The sequence below is a fragment of the Streptomyces sp. MMG1533 genome (assembly GCF_001279775.1).
In the GTDB taxonomy this organism is placed as follows: Bacteria; Actinomycetota; Actinomycetes; order Streptomycetales; family Streptomycetaceae; genus Streptomyces.
On sequence record NZ_LGDG01000003.1, the window covers coordinates 112,988 to 129,942 of the forward strand.

At 71.4% G+C, this 16,955-nt stretch carries 13 protein-coding genes and 1 pseudogene; 4 read left to right on the forward strand and 10 right to left on the reverse strand.

Annotation, left to right across the window (positions count from 1 at the left end; all coding sequences use genetic code 11):
- Positions 1–53: 53 nt before the first annotated feature.
- Genes ADK57_RS02235 through ADK57_RS02250 form a run of 4 tightly spaced genes read right to left on the reverse strand, consistent with a single transcriptional unit; the run spans position 54 to position 5,972 of the window.
- Entirely contained in the window at positions 54–1,895 is a 1,842-nt protein-coding gene (locus ADK57_RS02235; RefSeq protein ID WP_053747601.1) for an acetyl/propionyl/methylcrotonyl-CoA carboxylase subunit alpha, read from the reverse strand.
- A gap of 8 nt (positions 1,896–1,903) precedes the next feature.
- Positions 1,904–3,502 carry an acyl-CoA carboxylase subunit beta gene (locus ADK57_RS02240; RefSeq protein WP_053747602.1) on the reverse strand — a complete coding sequence of 533 codons (1,599 nt, stop codon included), beginning with the start codon at positions 3,500–3,502 and terminating at the stop codon, positions 1,904–1,906.
- Positions 3,499–5,181 (reverse strand): acyclic terpene utilization AtuA family protein, encoded by a 1,683-nt coding sequence (locus tag ADK57_RS02245; RefSeq protein WP_053747603.1) that lies wholly within the window; start codon positions 5,179–5,181, stop codon positions 3,499–3,501. The genes ADK57_RS02240 and ADK57_RS02245 overlap by 4 nt, the downstream gene beginning before the upstream one ends.
- Positions 5,178–5,972 carry a TIGR03084 family metal-binding protein gene (locus tag ADK57_RS02250; protein ID WP_053747604.1) on the reverse strand — a complete coding sequence of 265 codons (795 nt, stop codon included), beginning with the start codon at positions 5,970–5,972 and terminating at the stop codon, positions 5,178–5,180. Before ADK57_RS02250 ends, ADK57_RS02245 begins: the two co-directional genes overlap by 4 nt.
- Positions 5,973–6,079: 107 nt before the next feature.
- On the opposite strand from ADK57_RS02250, the gene ADK57_RS02255 reads away from it, so the two are divergent.
- The gene (locus ADK57_RS02255) at positions 6,080–6,820 is read left to right on the forward strand and encodes a class I SAM-dependent DNA methyltransferase (RefSeq protein ID WP_053747605.1); all 741 of its coding nucleotides are present in this window, start codon (positions 6,080–6,082) and stop codon (positions 6,818–6,820) included.
- Positions 6,821–6,953: 133 nt separating this feature from the next.
- Here ADK57_RS02255 and ADK57_RS02260 read toward each other — a convergent pair whose 3' ends face one another.
- The 4 genes from ADK57_RS02260 to ADK57_RS02275 form a co-directional block, all read right to left on the reverse strand.
- Positions 6,954–7,901, reverse strand: coding sequence for an EamA family transporter (locus ADK57_RS02260; RefSeq protein WP_053747606.1), 948 nt, complete (start codon positions 7,899–7,901; stop codon positions 6,954–6,956).
- A 179-nt stretch (positions 7,902–8,080) separates the two neighbouring features.
- On the reverse strand, positions 8,081–9,202 hold the full coding sequence (locus ADK57_RS02265) for a lipid II:glycine glycyltransferase FemX (RefSeq protein ID WP_053747607.1): 1,122 nt from the start codon (positions 9,200–9,202) through the stop codon (positions 8,081–8,083).
- A 393-nt stretch (positions 9,203–9,595) separates the two neighbouring features.
- Positions 9,596–10,264, reverse strand: a complete 669-nt coding sequence (locus ADK57_RS02270) for an HAD-IA family hydrolase (RefSeq protein ID WP_053747608.1) — start codon at positions 10,262–10,264, stop codon at positions 9,596–9,598.
- A gap of 41 nt (positions 10,265–10,305) precedes the next feature.
- Positions 10,306–13,242: an FAD-binding and (Fe-S)-binding domain-containing protein gene (locus ADK57_RS02275; RefSeq protein WP_053747609.1), complete on the reverse strand. Its 2,937-nt coding sequence runs from the start codon at positions 13,240–13,242 to the stop codon at positions 10,306–10,308.
- 104 nt (positions 13,243–13,346) lie between these two features.
- Between ADK57_RS02275 and serC the strand changes: the two genes are divergently transcribed.
- Positions 13,347–14,465, forward strand: coding sequence for a phosphoserine transaminase (gene serC, locus ADK57_RS02280; protein WP_053747610.1), 1,119 nt, complete (start codon positions 13,347–13,349; stop codon positions 14,463–14,465).
- 81 nt (positions 14,466–14,546) lie between these two features.
- Here the strand turns inward: serC and ADK57_RS02285 are convergent.
- Positions 14,547–14,768: pseudogene (locus ADK57_RS02285) on the reverse strand (SAM-dependent methyltransferase); the annotation flags it as partial.
- Positions 14,769–14,842: 74 nt separating this feature from the next.
- Here ADK57_RS02285 and ADK57_RS02290 point away from each other — a divergent pair.
- Both ADK57_RS02290 and ADK57_RS02295 read left to right on the forward strand, forming a co-directional pair.
- Positions 14,843–15,595: a DUF6879 family protein gene (locus ADK57_RS02290; protein WP_053747612.1), complete on the forward strand. Its 753-nt coding sequence runs from the start codon at positions 14,843–14,845 to the stop codon at positions 15,593–15,595.
- Between the two features lie 10 nt (positions 15,596–15,605).
- The gene (locus ADK57_RS02295; protein WP_053747613.1) at positions 15,606–16,457 is read left to right on the forward strand and encodes a helix-turn-helix domain-containing protein; all 852 of its coding nucleotides are present in this window, start codon (positions 15,606–15,608) and stop codon (positions 16,455–16,457) included.
- A 16-nt stretch (positions 16,458–16,473) separates the two neighbouring features.
- On the opposite strand, the gene ADK57_RS02300 is transcribed toward ADK57_RS02295, so the two are convergent.
- A complete protein-coding gene (locus tag ADK57_RS02300; protein ID WP_234389919.1) occupies positions 16,474–16,746 on the reverse strand; it encodes a GntR family transcriptional regulator in 273 nt (90 codons plus the stop codon).
- Positions 16,747–16,955: the final 209 nt, after the last annotated feature.

Genomic DNA, 16,955 nt, shown 5'->3' on the forward strand with positions numbered 1-16,955 from the left:
GGGCTGGTCGCGCTCACGCGGCGGAGCCGCATATTTGATGCAGCCCCGCGCCCCTAGGCGGCTTGCACCACCGCCAGCAGAGAACCGACCGTCACCTGATGTCCAGGTGCGGCGTGGAGGGCCGTGAGCGTTCCCGTGACCGGCGCTGTGATCTTGTGTTCCATCTTCATCGCCTCCAGCCACAGGAGGGGCTCTCCGGCCCGTACGGCGGCTCCTACGACGGCCCCCTCGGCGATCTTGACCACCGTGCCCGGCATGGGGGCCACCAGGGAGCCCGGTGCCAGTTGGGCCACCGGGTCGGGGAAGCGGGGCAGGGCGGTGAGCCGGGTGGCGTTGACGTGCACCTCGTCGCCGTACCGCGCCACCTCGAACTTGCGCTGTACGCCGTCCACTTCGAGTACGACGAGACGCGCGTCGGCGTGGACGACCCGCACTCCGTCCGCCTCCAGGCCCGCCCGGGTGTGCCGGTATCGGACCTCGTGCTCCTCGCCCGCCATCGCGTAGCGCTTGGTCTGGGGCTGGGAGGGGACGTTGCGCCAGCCTCCGAGGCGGGAGCGGCCGTGGGCGTCGGCGAGGGCGGCTGCCAGGGGGGCGTGGGCATCGGGGCTGGGCTTCGTGAGGTCCGGGAGGTGGCGGTCGTAGAAGCCGGTGTCCATACGGGCGGCGGTGAACTCCGGGTGCCGCAGCGACCGTACGAGGAGGTCCCGGTTGGTGACCGGACCGTGGAGGGTCGCCCGCTCCAGGGCGCCCGACAGTCTGCGGAGGGCCTCCGCGCGCGTGGGGGCGTGGGCGACGACCTTGGCGAGCATGGGGTCGTAGTGGACGCCGATGGAGTCGCCGTCCTCGTAGCCGGTGTCCAGGCGGACGCCTTCGGGGACGGTCAGGCGGTGCAGGGTGCCGGTCTGGGGGGTCCAGTCGTTCGCCGGGTCCTCGGCGTAGAGGCGGGCCTCGACGGCGTGGCCACGCGCGCGTGGGGGGTCGCTCGCGAGGGCGTGGCCTTCAGCGACGCGGATCTGCTGGGCCACCAGGTCGATGCCGAAGACGGCTTCGGTGACGGGGTGTTCGACCTGGAGGCGGGTGTTCATCTCCAGGAAGTGGGCCTTGCCGCCGGCGACCAGGAACTCGACCGTGCCGGCTCCCACGTAGTCGACGGCGCGGGTGGCCCGTACCGCCAGCCGGTGCAGTTCTTGCGCGAGCTCGTCGGGCAGGGCGGGCGCGGGCGCCTCTTCGATCACCTTCTGGTGGCGGCGCTGGAGGGAGCAGTCGCGGGTGCCGAGGGCCCACACCGTGCCGTGTGTGTCGGCGAGGACCTGAACCTCGACGTGGCGCCCGTTCTCCACGTACGGCTCGACGAACACCTCGCCGTCACCGAAGGCGCTCGCGGCCTCGGCGCGCGCGCCCTCCAGCGCGGCGTCCAAGTCCTCCAGGCGTCGCACGATCCGCATCCCGCGCCCGCCGCCGCCCGCCGCCGCCTTCACCAGCACGGGCAGGTCGTCCTCGGTGACCTCGCGCAGGGGCTCGAGACCCATCAGTTCCTTGGCTCGCGTCTTGGACGCCATCGCCTCGATCGCCTCCGGGGGCGGGCCGATCCAGACCAGGCCCGCGTCGAGGACGGCACGCGCGAAGTCCGCGTTCTCGGAGAGGAAGCCGTACCCGGGGTGCACGGCGTCCGCGCCGGCGGCCATGGCGGCCTTCACGATCAGGTCGCCGCGCAGATACGTGTCGGCGGGCGCCGCGCCCGCCAGTCGTACCGTCGCGTCGGCCACGCGCGCGTGGAGCGCGTTCCCGTCGGCGTCCGAGTGCACGGCGATCGTGCGGATGCCGAGCTCGCGGCAGGTGCGGAAGACGCGGCAGGCGATCTCGCCACGGTTGGCGACCAGCACAGTGGTGATCACTGAATCCCTCACATCCGGAAGACGCCGAAGCCGCCCCGCGCGCCCTCGTAGGGCGCGGTGTGGAGGGCGGACAGGCACAGGCCGAGGACGGTGCGGGTGTCGCGCGGGTCGATGACGCCGTCGTCGTACAGCCGCCCGGACAGGAACATCGGGAGCGACTCGGACTCGATCTGCTGCTCCACCATGGCGCGCAGGGCGGCGTCCGCGTCCTCGTCGTACGGCTGTCCCTTCGCCGCCGCCGACTGCCGGGCGACGATCGAGAGCACGCCCGCGAGCTGCTGGGGGCCCATGACGGCCGACTTGGCGCTGGGCCAGGCGAAGAGGAAGCGGGGGTCGTAGGCGCGGCCGCACATGCCGTAGTGGCCGGCGCCGTAGGACGCGCCCATGAGGACCGAGAGGTGCGGGACCCTGGAGTTGCTGACCGCGTTGATCATCATCGCGCCGTGCTTGATGATGCCGCCCTGCTCGTACTCCTTGCCGACCATGTAGCCGGTGGTGTTGTGCAGGAAGAGCAGCGGGATGTCGCGCTGGTTGGCGAGCTGGATGAACTGGGCGGCCTTCTGGGACTCCGCGCTGAACAGCACGCCCTGCGCATTCGCCAGGATGCCGACGGGATAGCCGTGGAGGGTCGCCCAGCCCGTCGTGAGGCTCGTCCCGTACAGCGGCTTGAACTCGTCGAAGTCGGAGGCGTCGACGATCCGGGCGACGACCTCGCGGGGGTCGAAGGGGGTCTTCAGGTCGCCGGGGACGATCCCCAGGAGCTCGTCCTCGTCATACTTGGGAGGGGTGGCAGGACCCGGATCGTCGTACGCCTTGCGGTGGTTGAGGCGGGCCACCACGCGCCGCGCCTGCCGCAGCGCGTCCTGCTCGTCCACGGCGAAGTAGTCCGCCAGACCCGACACGCGCGCGTGCATCTCCGCGCCGCCCAGCGACTCGTCGTCGCTCTCCTCGCCGGTGGCCATCTTCACGAGGGGCGGCCCGCCGAGGAACACCTTCGCGCGCTCCTTGACCATGATCACGTGGTCGGACATGCCGGGGATGTACGCGCCACCGGCGGTCGAGTTCCCGAAGACGACCGCGACGGTGGGGATCCCGGCGGCGGAGAGCCGGGTCAGATCCCGGAAGATCGCACCCCCGGGGATGAAGATCTCCTTCTGGGAGGGCAGGTCGGCCCCGCCGGACTCCACCAGGCTGATGCAGGGCAGCCGGTTGGCGAGCGCGATGTCGTTGGCCCTGAGCGCCTTCTTCAGGCTCCAGGGATTGCTGGCACCGCCGCGCACGGTCGGGTCGTTGGCGGTGATCAGGCACTCCACGCCCGCCACGACCCCGATGCCGGTGACGAGCGAGGCGCCGACCGTGTAGTCGCTCCCCCAGGCGGCCAGCGGCGACAGCTCCAGGAAGGGCGTGTCGGGGTCGAGGAGCAGCTCGATGCGCTCACGGGCGAGGAGCTTGCCGCGCCCCCGGTGCCGTTCGACGTACTTGGGGCCGCCGCCCTCGATGGCCTTCGCGTGCTCGGCGTCGAGGTCGGCGAGCTTGGCGAGCATGGCCTCACGGTTGGCCCGGTGGTCGGGGCTGCCCGTGTCCAGGGCGGATCCGATGACCGTCACAGCAGAGCCTCCGGAATGTCCAGGTGGCGGGAGCGCAGCCATTCGCCGAGGGCCTTGGCCTGCGGGTCGAAACGGTGCTGCGCGGCGACGCCCTCGCCGAGGATTCCCTCGACGACGAAGTTGAGGGCGCGGAGGTTCGGGAGTGTGTGCCGGGTGACCTTCAACCGACGGCTCTCGGGTATCAGTTGCTGAAACCTGTCGACCGTCAGTTCGTGGGCCAGCCACCCCCAGACGTCGTCCGTACGCACCCACACCCCGACGTTGGCGTTCCCGCCCTTGTCCCCGCTGCGGGCGCCGGCGACGAGGCCGAGAGGGGCGCGGCGGGTCGGTCCGGGCGGTGGCGGCCCGGGCAGGGGCAGCTGCGGCAGGTCTTCGAGTACGAGGGTCTCGTGGGCCGGGGGCACAGGATCCCGGCGTCCGTCCGGGAGGACGGCCACATGGTCGACGGCACCATGGGGGACGTACACATCCTCGAAAACCCCATAGGGTGCGCCCTTCCCGGGTGGCGCCACCATATGGAAGCCGGGGTAGCTCGCCAGCGCCAGCTCGACGGCCGCCCCGCTGAGCACCCGGCCGACGACCCCCTGGTCCGGGTCACGTACGACGAGCCGCAGCAGGGCGCTCGCGGTCTCCTCGGTCGGGGCGTCGGGGCGGTCGGTGCGGACGAGGTCCCAACGGACGTCCGCGGGGCGGGACTTGGCCATCGCGTCGGTCATCTGCTCCCGTACGAGCTCGGCCTTGGCCTCGATGTCGAGGCCGGTCAGGACGAAGGCGACCTCGTTGCGGAAGCCGCCGAGGCGGTTGAGGCCGACCTTGAGGGTGGGGGGCGGGGGCTCGCCCCGCACGCCGTCGATCCGGACTCGGTCGGGGCCGTCCTGGGTGAGCCTGATGGTGTCGAGGCGGGCGGTGACGTCGGGTCCGGCGTACCGGGCGCCCGACGTCTCGTAGAGAAGCTGGGCGGTGACCGTGCCGACGTCGACGAGGCCGCCGGTTCCGGGGTGCTTGGTGATGACCGCCGAGCCGTCCTCGTGGAGCTCGGCGAGCGGGAAGCCGGGCCGGTGCAGCCGTCGTACGTCATGCTCGGTGAAGAACGCGTAGTTGCCGCCCGTGGCCTGCGTCCCGCACTCCAGGACGTGCCCGGCGACAACCGCGCCCGCGAGCCGGTCGTAGTCCGTCGGTGCCCAGCCGAAGTGGGCGGCGGCGGGCCCGGTGACCAGCGCCGCGTCCGTCACTCTCCCCGTGACCACGACGTCCGCGCCCTCCCGCAGACAGGCGGCGATGCCGAAGCCGCCGAGGTAGGCGTGGGCGGCGAGGCTGCCGGGACGGCGGGCGGTGAGGTCATCGCCCTCGACGTGGGCGACACGTACGGGGATGCCGAGGCGGGCGGCCAGCTCCCGTGTCGTTTCCGCCAGTCCGGCGGGGTTGAGGCCGCCGGCGTTCGCCACGATCCTGACCCCCCGTTCGTGGGCCAGCCCCAGGCACTCCTCCAACTGCCGCAGGAAGGTGCGGGCGTATCCCCCTCCGGGGTCCTTCAGCCGGTCGCGCCCCAGGATCAGCATGGTCAGCTCGGCGAGGTAGTCGCCGGTGAGGACGTCGAGTTCACCGCCGGTGAGCATCTCGCGCATGGCGTCGAAGCGGTCGCCGTAGAAGCCGGAGGCGTTGCCGATGCGGAGGGTCACTGCGCGGAACCCTTCGGCGGGCGCCCTTCGCCCGGCGGGCCGGCGAAGGCCTGGGCGATGTCGAGCCAGCGGTCGGCGTCGGGGCCCTCGGCCACGACCGCGAGGGCGGTGCGGTGGGCGCGGCGGGTGACGAGGAGGCAGAAGTCGAGGGCGGGCCCGGTGACGCGCTGGCCTGCCTTTTCGGGCCCGTAGGCCCACACGTCCCCGCCGGGCCCGACGAGTTCGACGCGGAACTCCTCGGCCGGCGGGGTCAGTCCGTGCACCCCGAAGGCGTAGTCCCGAGCCCGCACACCGATGCGCGCCACATGCCTGAGCCTGTCGGTGGGTGGCCGCACCACACCCAGTGTGTCCGCCACATCCTGCCCGTGGGCCCAGGCCTCCATGAGTCGGGCGGTGGCCATGGAGGCGGCCGACATGGGCGGGCCGTACCAGGGGAAACGGGCACCGGGAGGGGAGGCGCGCAGTGCGCTGTCGAGTGCGGTACGCCCCTCCCGCCACCTCGGCAGCAGTTCGGCGGGCGGGATCCGGGCCCCCTCCTCCGCGCCCTCGTCGACGAAGGAGTCGGGAGCGGCGAAGGCCCTCTCGACCAGGGTGTGGAACTCGTCCCGGTCGGTGACCGCCAGCAGGGCCGCGCGGTCGGTCCAGGTGAGGTGCGCGATCTGGTGCGCGATGCTCCAGCGGGGCGCGGGGGTGGCGAGGGCCCACTGGTCGGGGCTCAACTCGGCGACAAGGAGGTCGAGTTGGTCGTTTTCGGCACGCAGGTCGTCGAACACGGGCGTCGGGTCGGCCATGGGGCGAGCATGGCAGCGGACCAAGAAACAAGCAAGCATGCTTGCATGAATTGACCCGGGCGGAAAATCGCGCGCGCCGCCCGCCGCTCCCGCAGTACGGTCGGCCGATGCTCGATGAGGACGGTCACTTCGGAGAATCCGTCGCGGCGCGGTACGACGAGTCGTCGGCGGAGATGTTCGCGCCCGATGCCGTGGAGCCGGCCGTCGATGTCCTGGCGGAGCTGGCCGGTGCCGGACGGGCCCTCGAACTGGGCGTCGGCACCGGACGCCTCGCATTGCCGCTGTCGCGGCGCGGTGTCGGGATCCACGGCATCGATCTGTCCCGGGCGATGACGGACCGGCTGCGTGCCAAGCCGGGCGGTGACGCGATCGGTGTGACGATCGGAGACTTCGCGACGACACGGGTGCCCGGCAGCTTCTCCGTCGCCTATCTGGTCTTCAACACGCTCATGAATCTGACGACGCAGGACGCCCAGGTGGACTGCTTCCGCAACGCCGCCGCCCATCTCGGGCCCGGCGGGTGCTTCGTCGTCGAGGTCATGGTCCCGGACCTGCGCCGGCTTCCGCCCGGGCAGAACACCGTGCCGTTCCACGTGGGCTCGACGCGGCTGGGCTTCGACACGTACGACGTCGCCACCCAGTCGATGAGCTCGCACCACGTCGAGGTCGAGGGCGGTCGCGGCTCGTTCCGGTCCATACCGTTCCGGTACGTCTGGCCCGCGGAGCTCGACCTGATGGCCCGGCTGGCCGGGATGCGGCTGCGCGAGCGGTGGGACGGATGGACACGGCAGCCGTTCACGAGCGAGAGCCGGCAGCACGTCTCCGTGTGGGAGAAGCCCGGCGGCTGACTCCCGTCAGACCTCGGCCGGCTCCCGTCACGCCTCGGCAGATTCCCGTTCAGACCTCGGCAGATTCCGTCGGACCCCAGCCGAGCCCCGTCGGACCCCAGCCGAGCCCCGTCAGACCTCCGACCGAGTCCCGTCAGACCTCCGGCATCGCCGCTTTCCCCCGCCCCACCTGCGTCCGCACGGCCCCCATGCTCGCCCCGATGACCAGGGCGATCGCGGCGGCCTCCGTGGTGGTCAGAGCCTGGTCGAGGACGAGGAAGCCGGCGAGGGCGGCGATGGCCGGTTCCAGGCTCATGAGGACGGCGAAGGTGGAGGCGGGAAGGCGGCGGAGGGCGAGGAGTTCGAGGGTGTAGGGGAGGACGGAGGAGAGGAGGGCCACCGCCGAGCCCAGGGCGACGGTCGTGGGGTCGAGGAGCTTCGTGCCGGACTCGGCGATGCCGAGGGGGAGGAACGCCAGGGCCGCCACCGCCATCGCCCACGCGAGCCCGTCGGCCTGCGGGAAGCGACGGCCCGTACGGGCGCTGAAGACTATGTACGTCGCCCACATGGCCCCCGCACCCAGGGCGAAGGCGACACCCAGGGGGTCGAGGTCGCTGAACCCTCCGCCGCCGAGGAGGAAGACACCGGCGAGGGCGAGGCCGGCCCAGACCAGGTTGAGCGCGCGGCGGGAGGCGATGACCGAGAGGGCGAGGGGGCCGAGCACCTCCAGAGTGACCGCGGGGCCCAGCGGGATGCGGTCGACGGCCTGGTAGAAGAGGCCGTTCATCGCGGCCATCGTGAGGCCGAAGAGGACGACCGTGCCCCAGTCGGTGCGCGAGTGCCCACGCAGCCGGGGACGGCAGACCACCAGCATCACGAGTGCCGCCGCCAGCAGCCGCAGGGTGACCACGCCCAGCGCGCCGGCCCTCGGCATGAGGGTCACGGCGAGAGCGCCACCGAACTGCACCGAGACGCCGCCCGCGAGCACCAGGCCCACCGGCCCGAGGGAACCCCGGCGGCCCGGGGTGCCGGCCGGGGTGGGTGCGGGACCGGTCGGGGTCGGAGCGGAGGAGGGGGCGGCGGCATCGCTGGGGGTGGTCACGGGGCCTTCCGGGGCGGCTCGGAGTTCGTACACCTCACTGTACGACGCAGTCCAGGGTAGTGGACTTCGTCAGGTGTGTGAACCCTTTATACGACTGTCCCCGGACGGGCTGATACCGGTTTGCGCACCTGTCCCAGGTCGGGCGGCTGATACCGGTTTGTGCGATGTCCCCGGTCGGGCTAGCGCCGGGCCATGTACAGCCCCAGCGCCTTGTGCAGCAGCCGGTTGAGCGGGAAGTCCCACTCCCCCAGGTACTCGACGGCCTCACCGCCCGCGCCGGCCTTGAAGCGCAGGAGCCCCAGGAGGTGGTTGGACTCCTCCAGCGTGTCGGTGATGCCCCGGAAGTCGTAGACGGCGGCGCCGAGTTCGTGGGCGTCGGTCATCATGCGCCACTGCATGGCGTTGTTGGGCTGGACCTCGCGTTTGCGACTGGTGGAGGCGCCGTACGAGTACCAGACGTGGTCGCCGACGGTGAGCATGGTGGCCGCGGCGAGGACGTCGCCGTCGTGCTGGGCGAGGTAGAGGCGCATGCGATCGGGGTGTTCGGTGGTGAGCGCGGTCCACATGCGCTGGAAGTAGGACAGGGGACGCGGAAGGAAGCGGTCGCGCTCCGCGGTCTCGGCGTACAGCTCGTAGAACGCGGGCAGGTCCTCGTAGCCGCCGCGGACGACCTTCACGCCGGCCTTCTCCGCCTTCTTGATGTTGCGCCGCCACTGCTGGTTGAGGCCGCCCTGGATGTCCTCCAACGAGCGTCCGGCGAACGGCACTTGGAAGACGTAGCGCGGCTGCCCGGCCGCGAAGCCGTCCTCGCCGCCCGGTTCGGTCTGCTGCCAGCCGGCGCGCCGCAGCCGGTCCGCCACCTCGGCGGCACGCGGCTCGTACGAGGTCGCCTCCGCGTCCCTCAGCCGCCGCGCCGACGGGTCGGCGATCGCCGCCTTCACCGCGTCGGCGCTCCATCTGCGTACGACGACGGGCGGGCCCATCTTGACCGAGAAGGCACCCTGTCGCTTGAGGTGGGCCAGCATCGGTTCCAGCCACCGGTCGAGGTCGGCCGCGTACCAGTCGATCAGCGGCCCCTCCGGCAGATACGCGAGGTACTTCCTCACCTTCGGCAGCGGCCGGAACAGCACGAGCCCCGCCCCCACCAACTGCCCCTCCTCGTCGAACCACCCCAGACTCTCCGGCCGCCAGTCCGGCTTCACCTCACCCCAGGAGGGGACCTGCATGTGGCTGGCGGAGGGGCGGGCCGCGACGAAGGCCAGATGCTCGTCGCGGGAGACGGGCTGGATACGGAGAGTCATACGCAGGCTCCTTGACGGTTGCTGAGCGTGTCAGCCTAGGAGGTCGGCCGCGTCCGTCCCGGGACCCGGACGGCGCGAGTACCTCCGCGTCCGCGGCGCGCGCGTGGAGGAAGTGGTCGGACGGACCGTCCGGCGATGTCCGGCCGGGCGCAGTCCGCGCCCAGTCCGCCACGAGCCGGCCGACCGCCGCGGGGATGCCGTACGGCGTCACCCGCAGGCCCGCTCCCGGGCCGAGCAGGCACCGGTGGGCACCCGCGCGGCCGTACGGCGTGCCGGCGCGTCCGCGTTCACCACCGGATCCGTACGCGACCGCTTTCGCCGGGCGCCCAGCGGCGACGCGGATCACCGCGCGCCGTGCACGAGCCCCCCACACACGCCCCCCACACACCCCGATCACCCCACCGCGGCCTGCCCCTCCGCACGGGCGAACGCGAGGATGTCGGGGACCGCTGCGCGCAGGCTCCCGAAGTGGCGGTGCACCCCGGCCACGGCGGTCGGGGCGTTGACTCCCCACACCGTCATGCCGGCCCGCAGCCCTGCCTCGACTCCGGACGGGGCGTCCTCGACGACCAGGCAGTCCTCGGGGCGGGCACCGAGTCGCTCGGCGGCCAGCAGGTAGGGCACGGGGGACGGTTTGCCTTCCGCCACCGCGGCGGCGTCCACGACGAGGTCCGGCACCGGCAGGCCCGTCCGGGCGAACCGCCCGCGCACCCGGTGCTCGTAGTTCGAGGTCACCAGCGCCCACGCGCCCGGCGGCAGGGCGCCCAGCAGCTCCGACGCGCCGTCGAAGGCCGTGTAGACGCCGGACCGGACGTCCTCGTCCTCCAGTTCGTGCAGCGCGGTCAGGCACTCCCCCGGATCCTGGTCCGGGGCCACCGCCGCGAAGGTCTCCATCGGCCGCGTCCGCAGCGCCACCCGGTGGACCGCGTCCGCGTCCAGGCCGTACCGCCCCGCCCACGTTCCCCAGACCCGGCGCTGGTTGTCCACCGCGTCGATCAACGTGCCGTCGACATCGAAGAGGACGTACCTCCTGGGCCCGGGCCGCACAGACTCACTGGTCACGCCGTGATCATGCCAGGAAGCGCATGTCAGAAGGCCCGGGATCAGTCATTCCCCCTCCCCTGTCCCTCCCTCCGGCTTCTCCGGCCCTCCGGCCTCTCCGACCCTTCCAGCCCTTCCAGCCCCTCCAGCCCCTCCGCCAACACCTCAGCCAGATGCCGCCCCCGCACCCCCGCCAACTGCTCCAACTGCGTCCGGCAGGAGAAGCCGTCGGCCAGGATCACCGTGCCGTCCGCCGCCTCTCGCACCGCCGGCAGGAGCTGCTCCTCCGCGCAGGCCGCAGACACCTCGAAGTGGCCCTTCTCGAAGCCGAAGTTGCCCGCGAGGCCGCAGCAGCCGCCCACCGGCTCACCGGTCAGGCCCGCCGCCAGGCGCAGTCGGCGGTCGGCCTCGTCTCCCAGCACCGCGTGCTGGTGACAATGGGTCTGACCGGCCGAAGGACGGTCCAGGCGGGGCGGGAGCCAGTCGGGCGCGAGGCGTTCCAGGGTCTGGGCGAAGGTCAGGATCCGGGACGCCAGGCGGGCGGCCCGGGGGTCGTCGTGCAGAAGTTCGGGCAGGTCCGTACGGAGGGCCGCCGCACAGCTGGGTTCCAGGACGAGGACCGGTGCGTCGGTCTCCAGCACCGGCGTCATGAGGTCGAGGGTGCGACGCATGACGGTGCGGGCCCGGTCCAGTTGACCGGTGGAGACGTAGGTCAGACCGCAGCAGACCCGTGCCCGCCCCCGGACCAACGAGAGCGGGTTCCATGCCGCCGACCTGCCGTCGCCCACCGGCCGCCCCGGCAGTCGTAGCGTCGGGGGGAGTGCCACCCGCAGGCCCGCCGCCTCCAGCACGCGTACGGCCGCCCGGCCCACGGACGGCGAGAGGTGTTCGGTGAAGGTGTCGGGCCACAGCACGACCAGTTCGCCCGTGTCGGAGGCAGCGGGCGGCCGACGCCGCCACCACCGGCTGAACGTCTCCGTCGCCACCCGGGGGATCCGCCGCTCGCCCGCGATCCCGCCCAGCCGTTTCGCCGCCCACGCGAGCGGCCGTACCGAGGCGAGCCCGTTGACCACCACGCCCGCCCGCACACGGGACACCCAGCGCAGCCACACCGGCAGCCACCCCATGCTGTAGTGGGCCGCCGGGCGCCGCCGCCCCGCGTAGTGGTGGTGGAGGAACTCCGCCTTGTACGTGGCCATGTCGACCCCGACCGGGCAGTCGGAGCGGCAGCCCTTGCAGGACAGGCACAGATCGAGGGCGTCCCGTACCTCCTCCGACCGCCACCCGTCCGTCACGACCTCGCCCGCGAGCATCTCGTGCAGCAGCCGGGCACGCCCGCGCGTGGAGTGCTCCTCCTCGCCGGTCGCCCGGAAGGACGGGCACATGACAGACGACCCGGACACGGACGTCGTACGGCATTTCGCGACCCCGACACACCTGCGCACCGCCGCCGAGAAGTCACCGCCGTCCGTCGGATAGCCGAAGGCCACGTCCACCGGACCGTGCGGGAGCACCGAGAAGCGGAGGTTCGCATCGAGGGGCGCCGGGCGTACCAGCATCCCCGGGTTGAGCAGGTCGTCCGGGTCCCAGATCCCCTTGGCCCGTTCGAACAGCCCCACCAGTTCCTCGCCGTACATACGCGGCAGCAGTTCGGCCCTCGCCTGCCCGTCCCCGTGCTCTCCGGACAGCGAACCGCCGTGGGACACGACCAGCTCGGCCAGTTCCTCCGAGAAGTGCCGGAAGCGGGCGACTCCCGCCTCCGTCAGCAGGTCGAAGTCGATGCGGACGTGGATGCAGCCGTCCCCGAAGTGGCCGTACGGCGTGCCGCGCAGCCCGTGCGCCCCCAGCAGCGCCCTGAAGTCCCGCAGGTATGCGCCCAGCCGGGGCGGCGGCACCGCGCAGTCCTCCCAGCCGGGCCAGGCCTCGGAGCCGTCCGGCATCCGGGTCGCCGTACCGCTCGCGTCCTCCCGGATGCGCCACAGGGCGCGCTGCCCGGCCGGGTCCGTCACGACGAGCGCGTCGACGACGTCCGCCGCCCGCACGATCGCCTCCGCACGCGCGCGTGCCTCCGTCTCCGTCCCGCCGCCGGTCTCCACGAACAGCCAGGCCCCGCCGCGGGGCAGGTCTGCCGTGGACGGGACGAGATCCGCCGCCATGCCCTCGACCGTCAGGGGCCCGTGCGGGAGCAGACCCGCCGCCGCCTCGGCCGCCGCGTTCTCGTCGGCGTACGCCAGCACGGCCAGGGCACGCGCGCGTGGCGCCCGGACCAGCCGTACGACCGCCTCCGTCAGCACGCCCAGCGTGCCCTCCGAGCCGCAGAAGGAACGGGCGACGTCGGCGCCCTTCTCGGGCAGCAGCGCGTCCAGGGCGTAGCCGGAGATACGGCGGGGCAGCTCGGGGAAGCCGGTGCGGAGTATCGGCAGTTCCCCTTCCACCAGCTCCCGCAGGCCCGCCGGCGCGCCCGCCCACCCCTGCCCGAGCCGCAGCCGCTCCCCGCGCGCGGTGACCACCGACAGCTCCCGCACGCTGTCCGCGGTCGTCCCCCACGCCACCGAGTGCGAGCCGCACGAGTTGTTGCCGATCATTCCGCCGAGCGTGCAGCGGCTGTGGGTGGAGGGGTCCGGACCGAAGCGCAGACCGTGCGGGGCAGCGGCCTCCTGGAGGCGGTCGAGGACCAGCCCCGGCTGCACGACCGCGGTGCCCGTCGCCGGGTCGAGGGACAGCAGACGGTTCATGTGCCGGGTGAAGTCCAGTACGACGCCGGTGCCCGTGGCCTGCCCCGCGATCGACGTCCCTCCGCCCCGCGGCACGACCGGTACGCCGTGCTCCCGGCACACGGCCACTGCCGCCGCCACGTCGTCGGCGTCCCGGGGAGCCACGACACCCAGCGGGACCCGCCGGTAGTTGGACGCGTCCATGGTGACGAGGGCCCGGGAGGTGACGTCGAAAGCGACCTCGCCTCGGACGACCTTGCGAAGCTCGACCTCGAGATCCGTCATGCCTCCAGCAAACCAGGCCGTCCAGTCAGTCCGTCAACACCGGCGCGTCTCACCCGACGGACTACGTTTCGACCAGGTTTCCCCCAGCGGCTACCCTCCCTTCCGTGGCTGAGATCCAGATTCCTTCTGACATCAAGCCCGCGGACGGACGTTTCGGCGCGGGACCCTCCAAGGTGCGGACGGAGGCGCTGGACGCACTCGCCTCCACCGGTACGTCCCTCATGGGCACCTCTCATCGCCAGGCTCCGGTCAAGAACCTGGTCGGCAAGGTCCGCGAGGGCATCTCCGAGCTGTTCCGGCTCCCCGAGGGCTACGAGGTCGTCCTCGGCAACGGCGGCTCCACCGCCTTCTGGGACGTCGCGACCCACGGCCTGATCGACAACAAGTCGCAGCACCTCAGCTTCGGCGAGTTCAGCTCGAAGTTCGCCAAGGCCGCGAAGCTCGCCCCGTGGCTCGCCGAGCCGACCGTCATCTCCTCCGACCCGGGCACCCACCCGGAGCCGCAGGCCGAGGCGGGCGTCGACGTGTACGCCTTCACCCACAACGAGACCTCCACCGGTGTCGCCGCGCCCGTCAAGCGCGTGCAGGGCGCCGACGCGGGCTCCCTCGTCCTGGTGGACGCCACCTCCGGCGCCGGCGGCCTCCCCGTCGACATCGCCGAGACCGACGTCTACTACTTCGCCCCGCAGAAGTCCTTCGCCTCCGACGGCGGCCTGTGGATCGCCGTCTTCTCCCCGGCCGCGATCGAGCGCGCCGAGCGCATCCACGCGTCCGGCCGCCACGTGCCGGAGTTCTTCTCGCTCCCGACGGCGATCGACAACTCGCGCAAGAACCAGACGTACAACACCCCGGCGCTGGCCACCCTCTTCCTCCTCAACGAGCAGCTGGAGTGGTTCAACGGCCAGGGCGGCCTCGCCTGGTCCACGGCCCGCACGAAGGACTCCTCGACCCGCCTCTACGGCTGGGCCGACGAGTCCAAGTACGCGACCCCGTTCGTCACCGACCCGGCCAAGCGCTCGCAGGTCATCGGCACGATCGACTTCTCGGACGAGATCGACGCTGCGGCCGTCGCCAAGGTGCTGCGCGCCAACGGCATCGTCGACACCGAGCCCTACCGCAAGCTCGGCCGCAACCAGCTCCGCGTCGCCATGTTCCCGGCGGTCGACCCGGCGGACGTCGAGGCGCTCACCAAGTGCATCGACTACGTGATCGAGAAGCTGTAGACGTCGTACGTACGAGGAGGGCGCCCGGCGAACACCGGGCGCCCTTCTCTGTTCTTTCCCGGCCGCCGGGACGGCATGGGGTCACCCGACAGCCGAGGGCACTTGCGCACGGACGATCAGTGTGCCGATGTGGCCGGGCGTCGGAGCGTCAAGCACGCGCGCTTCGGCGAAGGCGAACCCCGCCCGGGTGAGCAGGCGCTCCCAGACCGCCGGACGGTAGCTGTAGCGGTAAGTGAACATGGCCTTCCCCGCGAAGCCGCCCTTGTACATGCCCTGTGGGCCGTACGCGCCGGGGACGGCAGGTCCTCACTCCGTAGTGCCGGACTGAGGACCCGTCCATGCTGATTGGATCAACGTCTCTGGAAAGGACAGCGTCCATGGCTCGTCAGCTGCTCTTCACCGGCACGGACAGCAAGGTCGATGGGTGCCCTGCACTGCACACGGACGTCAGCACCGGCGAGATCGTCGTTCAGGGCACGCCGGTCACCGACCCTGAGGACATCGCACAGCTCCGGCACTTCGGGCCAGGAGAGGCCGCGGTGCTCGTGCCGCGCGAACTGCTCGTGAACTGGGGACCGAAGGAGATGGAGCGGGTGCCGGAGCTGGTCGACCGGGACACCTTCCTACGCCTCTTCGAGACTTTCGAGCACACCGCCTGGCGCTTGGAGACGCGGCGCGGTTACGCGTCAGACCGTCAGGACCCCGATTACCAGGCTTTCCTGGCCACCGGATCGTCGACCTGGGATCCCAGCGAGCCATGGTTCACGAACATCCGCCGCCAGACCGAGGCCGGCAAGACCGTCGGCCGCGTCCGCATCGCCGACAGGCCACCCACCACGGAACAGCTGTTCCTGCTCGATTACAGCAGGCACAACGCATCCGTCGGAGAGGACATCCGCTACCTCTGGCGAGAGGAGGCGGACCGCGCCGGTCTGCCCGCCGAGGACTTCTGGCTCTTCGACTCCCGCCTGGTCGCCCTGCTGAACTTCGACGACGACGACAACCTGCTGAACATCGAGCTGATCACGGAGCCGGCGGAAGTCGTGCGGTACTCCATGGTGCGCGACGCGGCCACGCACCACGCCGTGCTGTACGACCAGTTCGCCGCGCAGGTAGCCGCGACCGAATAGCGCGTGACCGGTGAGCACTGACTACCAGCAGGCACGGGAGGCGTTGGGGACGCGGCTCCGCGAACTCCGGTTCTCGTGCCCTGGCGGCCGACTCACCGGTCAGCAACTCGCACAGCGGCTCGGCTGGCAGGGCTCCAAGGTCAGCAAGCTGGAGAACGGCAAGCAGACGGCCACCCCCGAGGATCTCCAGGCGTGGGCCGACGCGACCGAGCAGCCGGATGTCTATCCCGAACTCGCTGCGCGCCTCGCCGGATTCGAGTCCCACATCAGGTCGTGGCGCCGCGCCCTGGCGAACGGTTTCAAGCCCCTCCACGAGGGTCTCAGCAGGGAGATCGAGCGCTCTTCGGAGATCTGGGTGTGGGAGGAGGCAGTGGTCGCCGGTCTGATGCAGACGCCGGAGTACGCACGCCACGTCATCGGGCGCTATTCGGAGCTACTGGGCCCGGCCGCTGACATCGAGGACGCCGTGCGCGCCCGGGTGCAGCGCCAGGAGTGGTTGTACCGGTCCGGCCGCAAGCTCCACGTGCTGATGTGGGAGGCAGCGCTGCGTTCGCTGATCTGCCCGCCCTCGGTACTCGCCGCGCAGCTCGACCGGCTGACCGGCATGATCGGGATGGACACGGTCGAGCTGGGCATCATCCCGTTCACTGCCTCCGTGAAGATCGTGCCCGCCAACGGCTTCTGGGTCCTCGACGACCGCTTGGTCGTTGCGGAGGACTGGCACGCGGAACTCTGGCTGGACGACGCTGACAATGTCGCCTTGTACGGGAAGGTCTGGAGGACGCTCCGGGAGTCCGCGGCGTACGGGGCCGACGCCCACAACGTGATCAGCTCTGCACGGCGTGCGCTGAACCCGCGCTGAGCGGCGGCCGCCCCGTCTACTCCCCGCCCTGGCCACTCTCGGCAGCGGGGAGTTGCTCCACCACGAACGACCCGCGCGCCCTCACCGTGATGATCAGTCCGCGTTCCCTCAGGATGTCCAGCGCGCGGCGCACGGTGTTGGAGCCGACGCCGTACTCCTGAGACAGGATCAGCTCACCGGGCAAGCGTGATCCGGCGGCGAACTCCCCGGTCCGGATCTTGTTCTCAATGATCTTCGCGAGCTGTTCGTAGTGGTAGGACGCGGCGGCTGGATTGATCTTCTCTTCCACACTGTCGAACGTAAACGTCCGACAACTGGCGTGCATCTTCGAAAGTTGTCAACTACTGCCGTCTACTGCCGACCACTTTCGAATGTGGTTATGGTGACTGACGTACACAACCAAGACCCCCGCGACGGGTGCAACCGTCCGGGGGCGTGGTCCTCAATCCTCAGGAGGTTGAAGACATGGGTAGTCGTATCACGGCTGCACTCATTTGG

Excerpts from the sequence above, each read along its gene's own strand:
- ADK57_RS02250 (WP_053747604.1), bottom strand. The coding sequence starts at position 5,972 with ATGGCCGACCCGACGCCCGTGTTCGACGACCTGCGTGCCGAAAACGAC.
- ADK57_RS02290 (WP_053747612.1), top strand. The coding sequence starts at position 14,843 with ATGGCTCGTCAGCTGCTCTTCACCGGCACGGACAGCAAGGTCGATGGG.
- ADK57_RS02255 (WP_053747605.1), top strand. The coding sequence starts at position 6,080 with ATGCTCGATGAGGACGGTCACTTCGGAGAATCCGTCGCGGCGCGGTAC.
- ADK57_RS02275 (WP_053747609.1), bottom strand. The coding sequence starts at position 13,242 with ATGACGGATCTCGAGGTCGAGCTTCGCAAGGTCGTCCGAGGCGAGGTC.
- ADK57_RS02265 (WP_053747607.1), bottom strand. The coding sequence starts at position 9,202 with ATGACTCTCCGTATCCAGCCCGTCTCCCGCGACGAGCATCTGGCCTTC.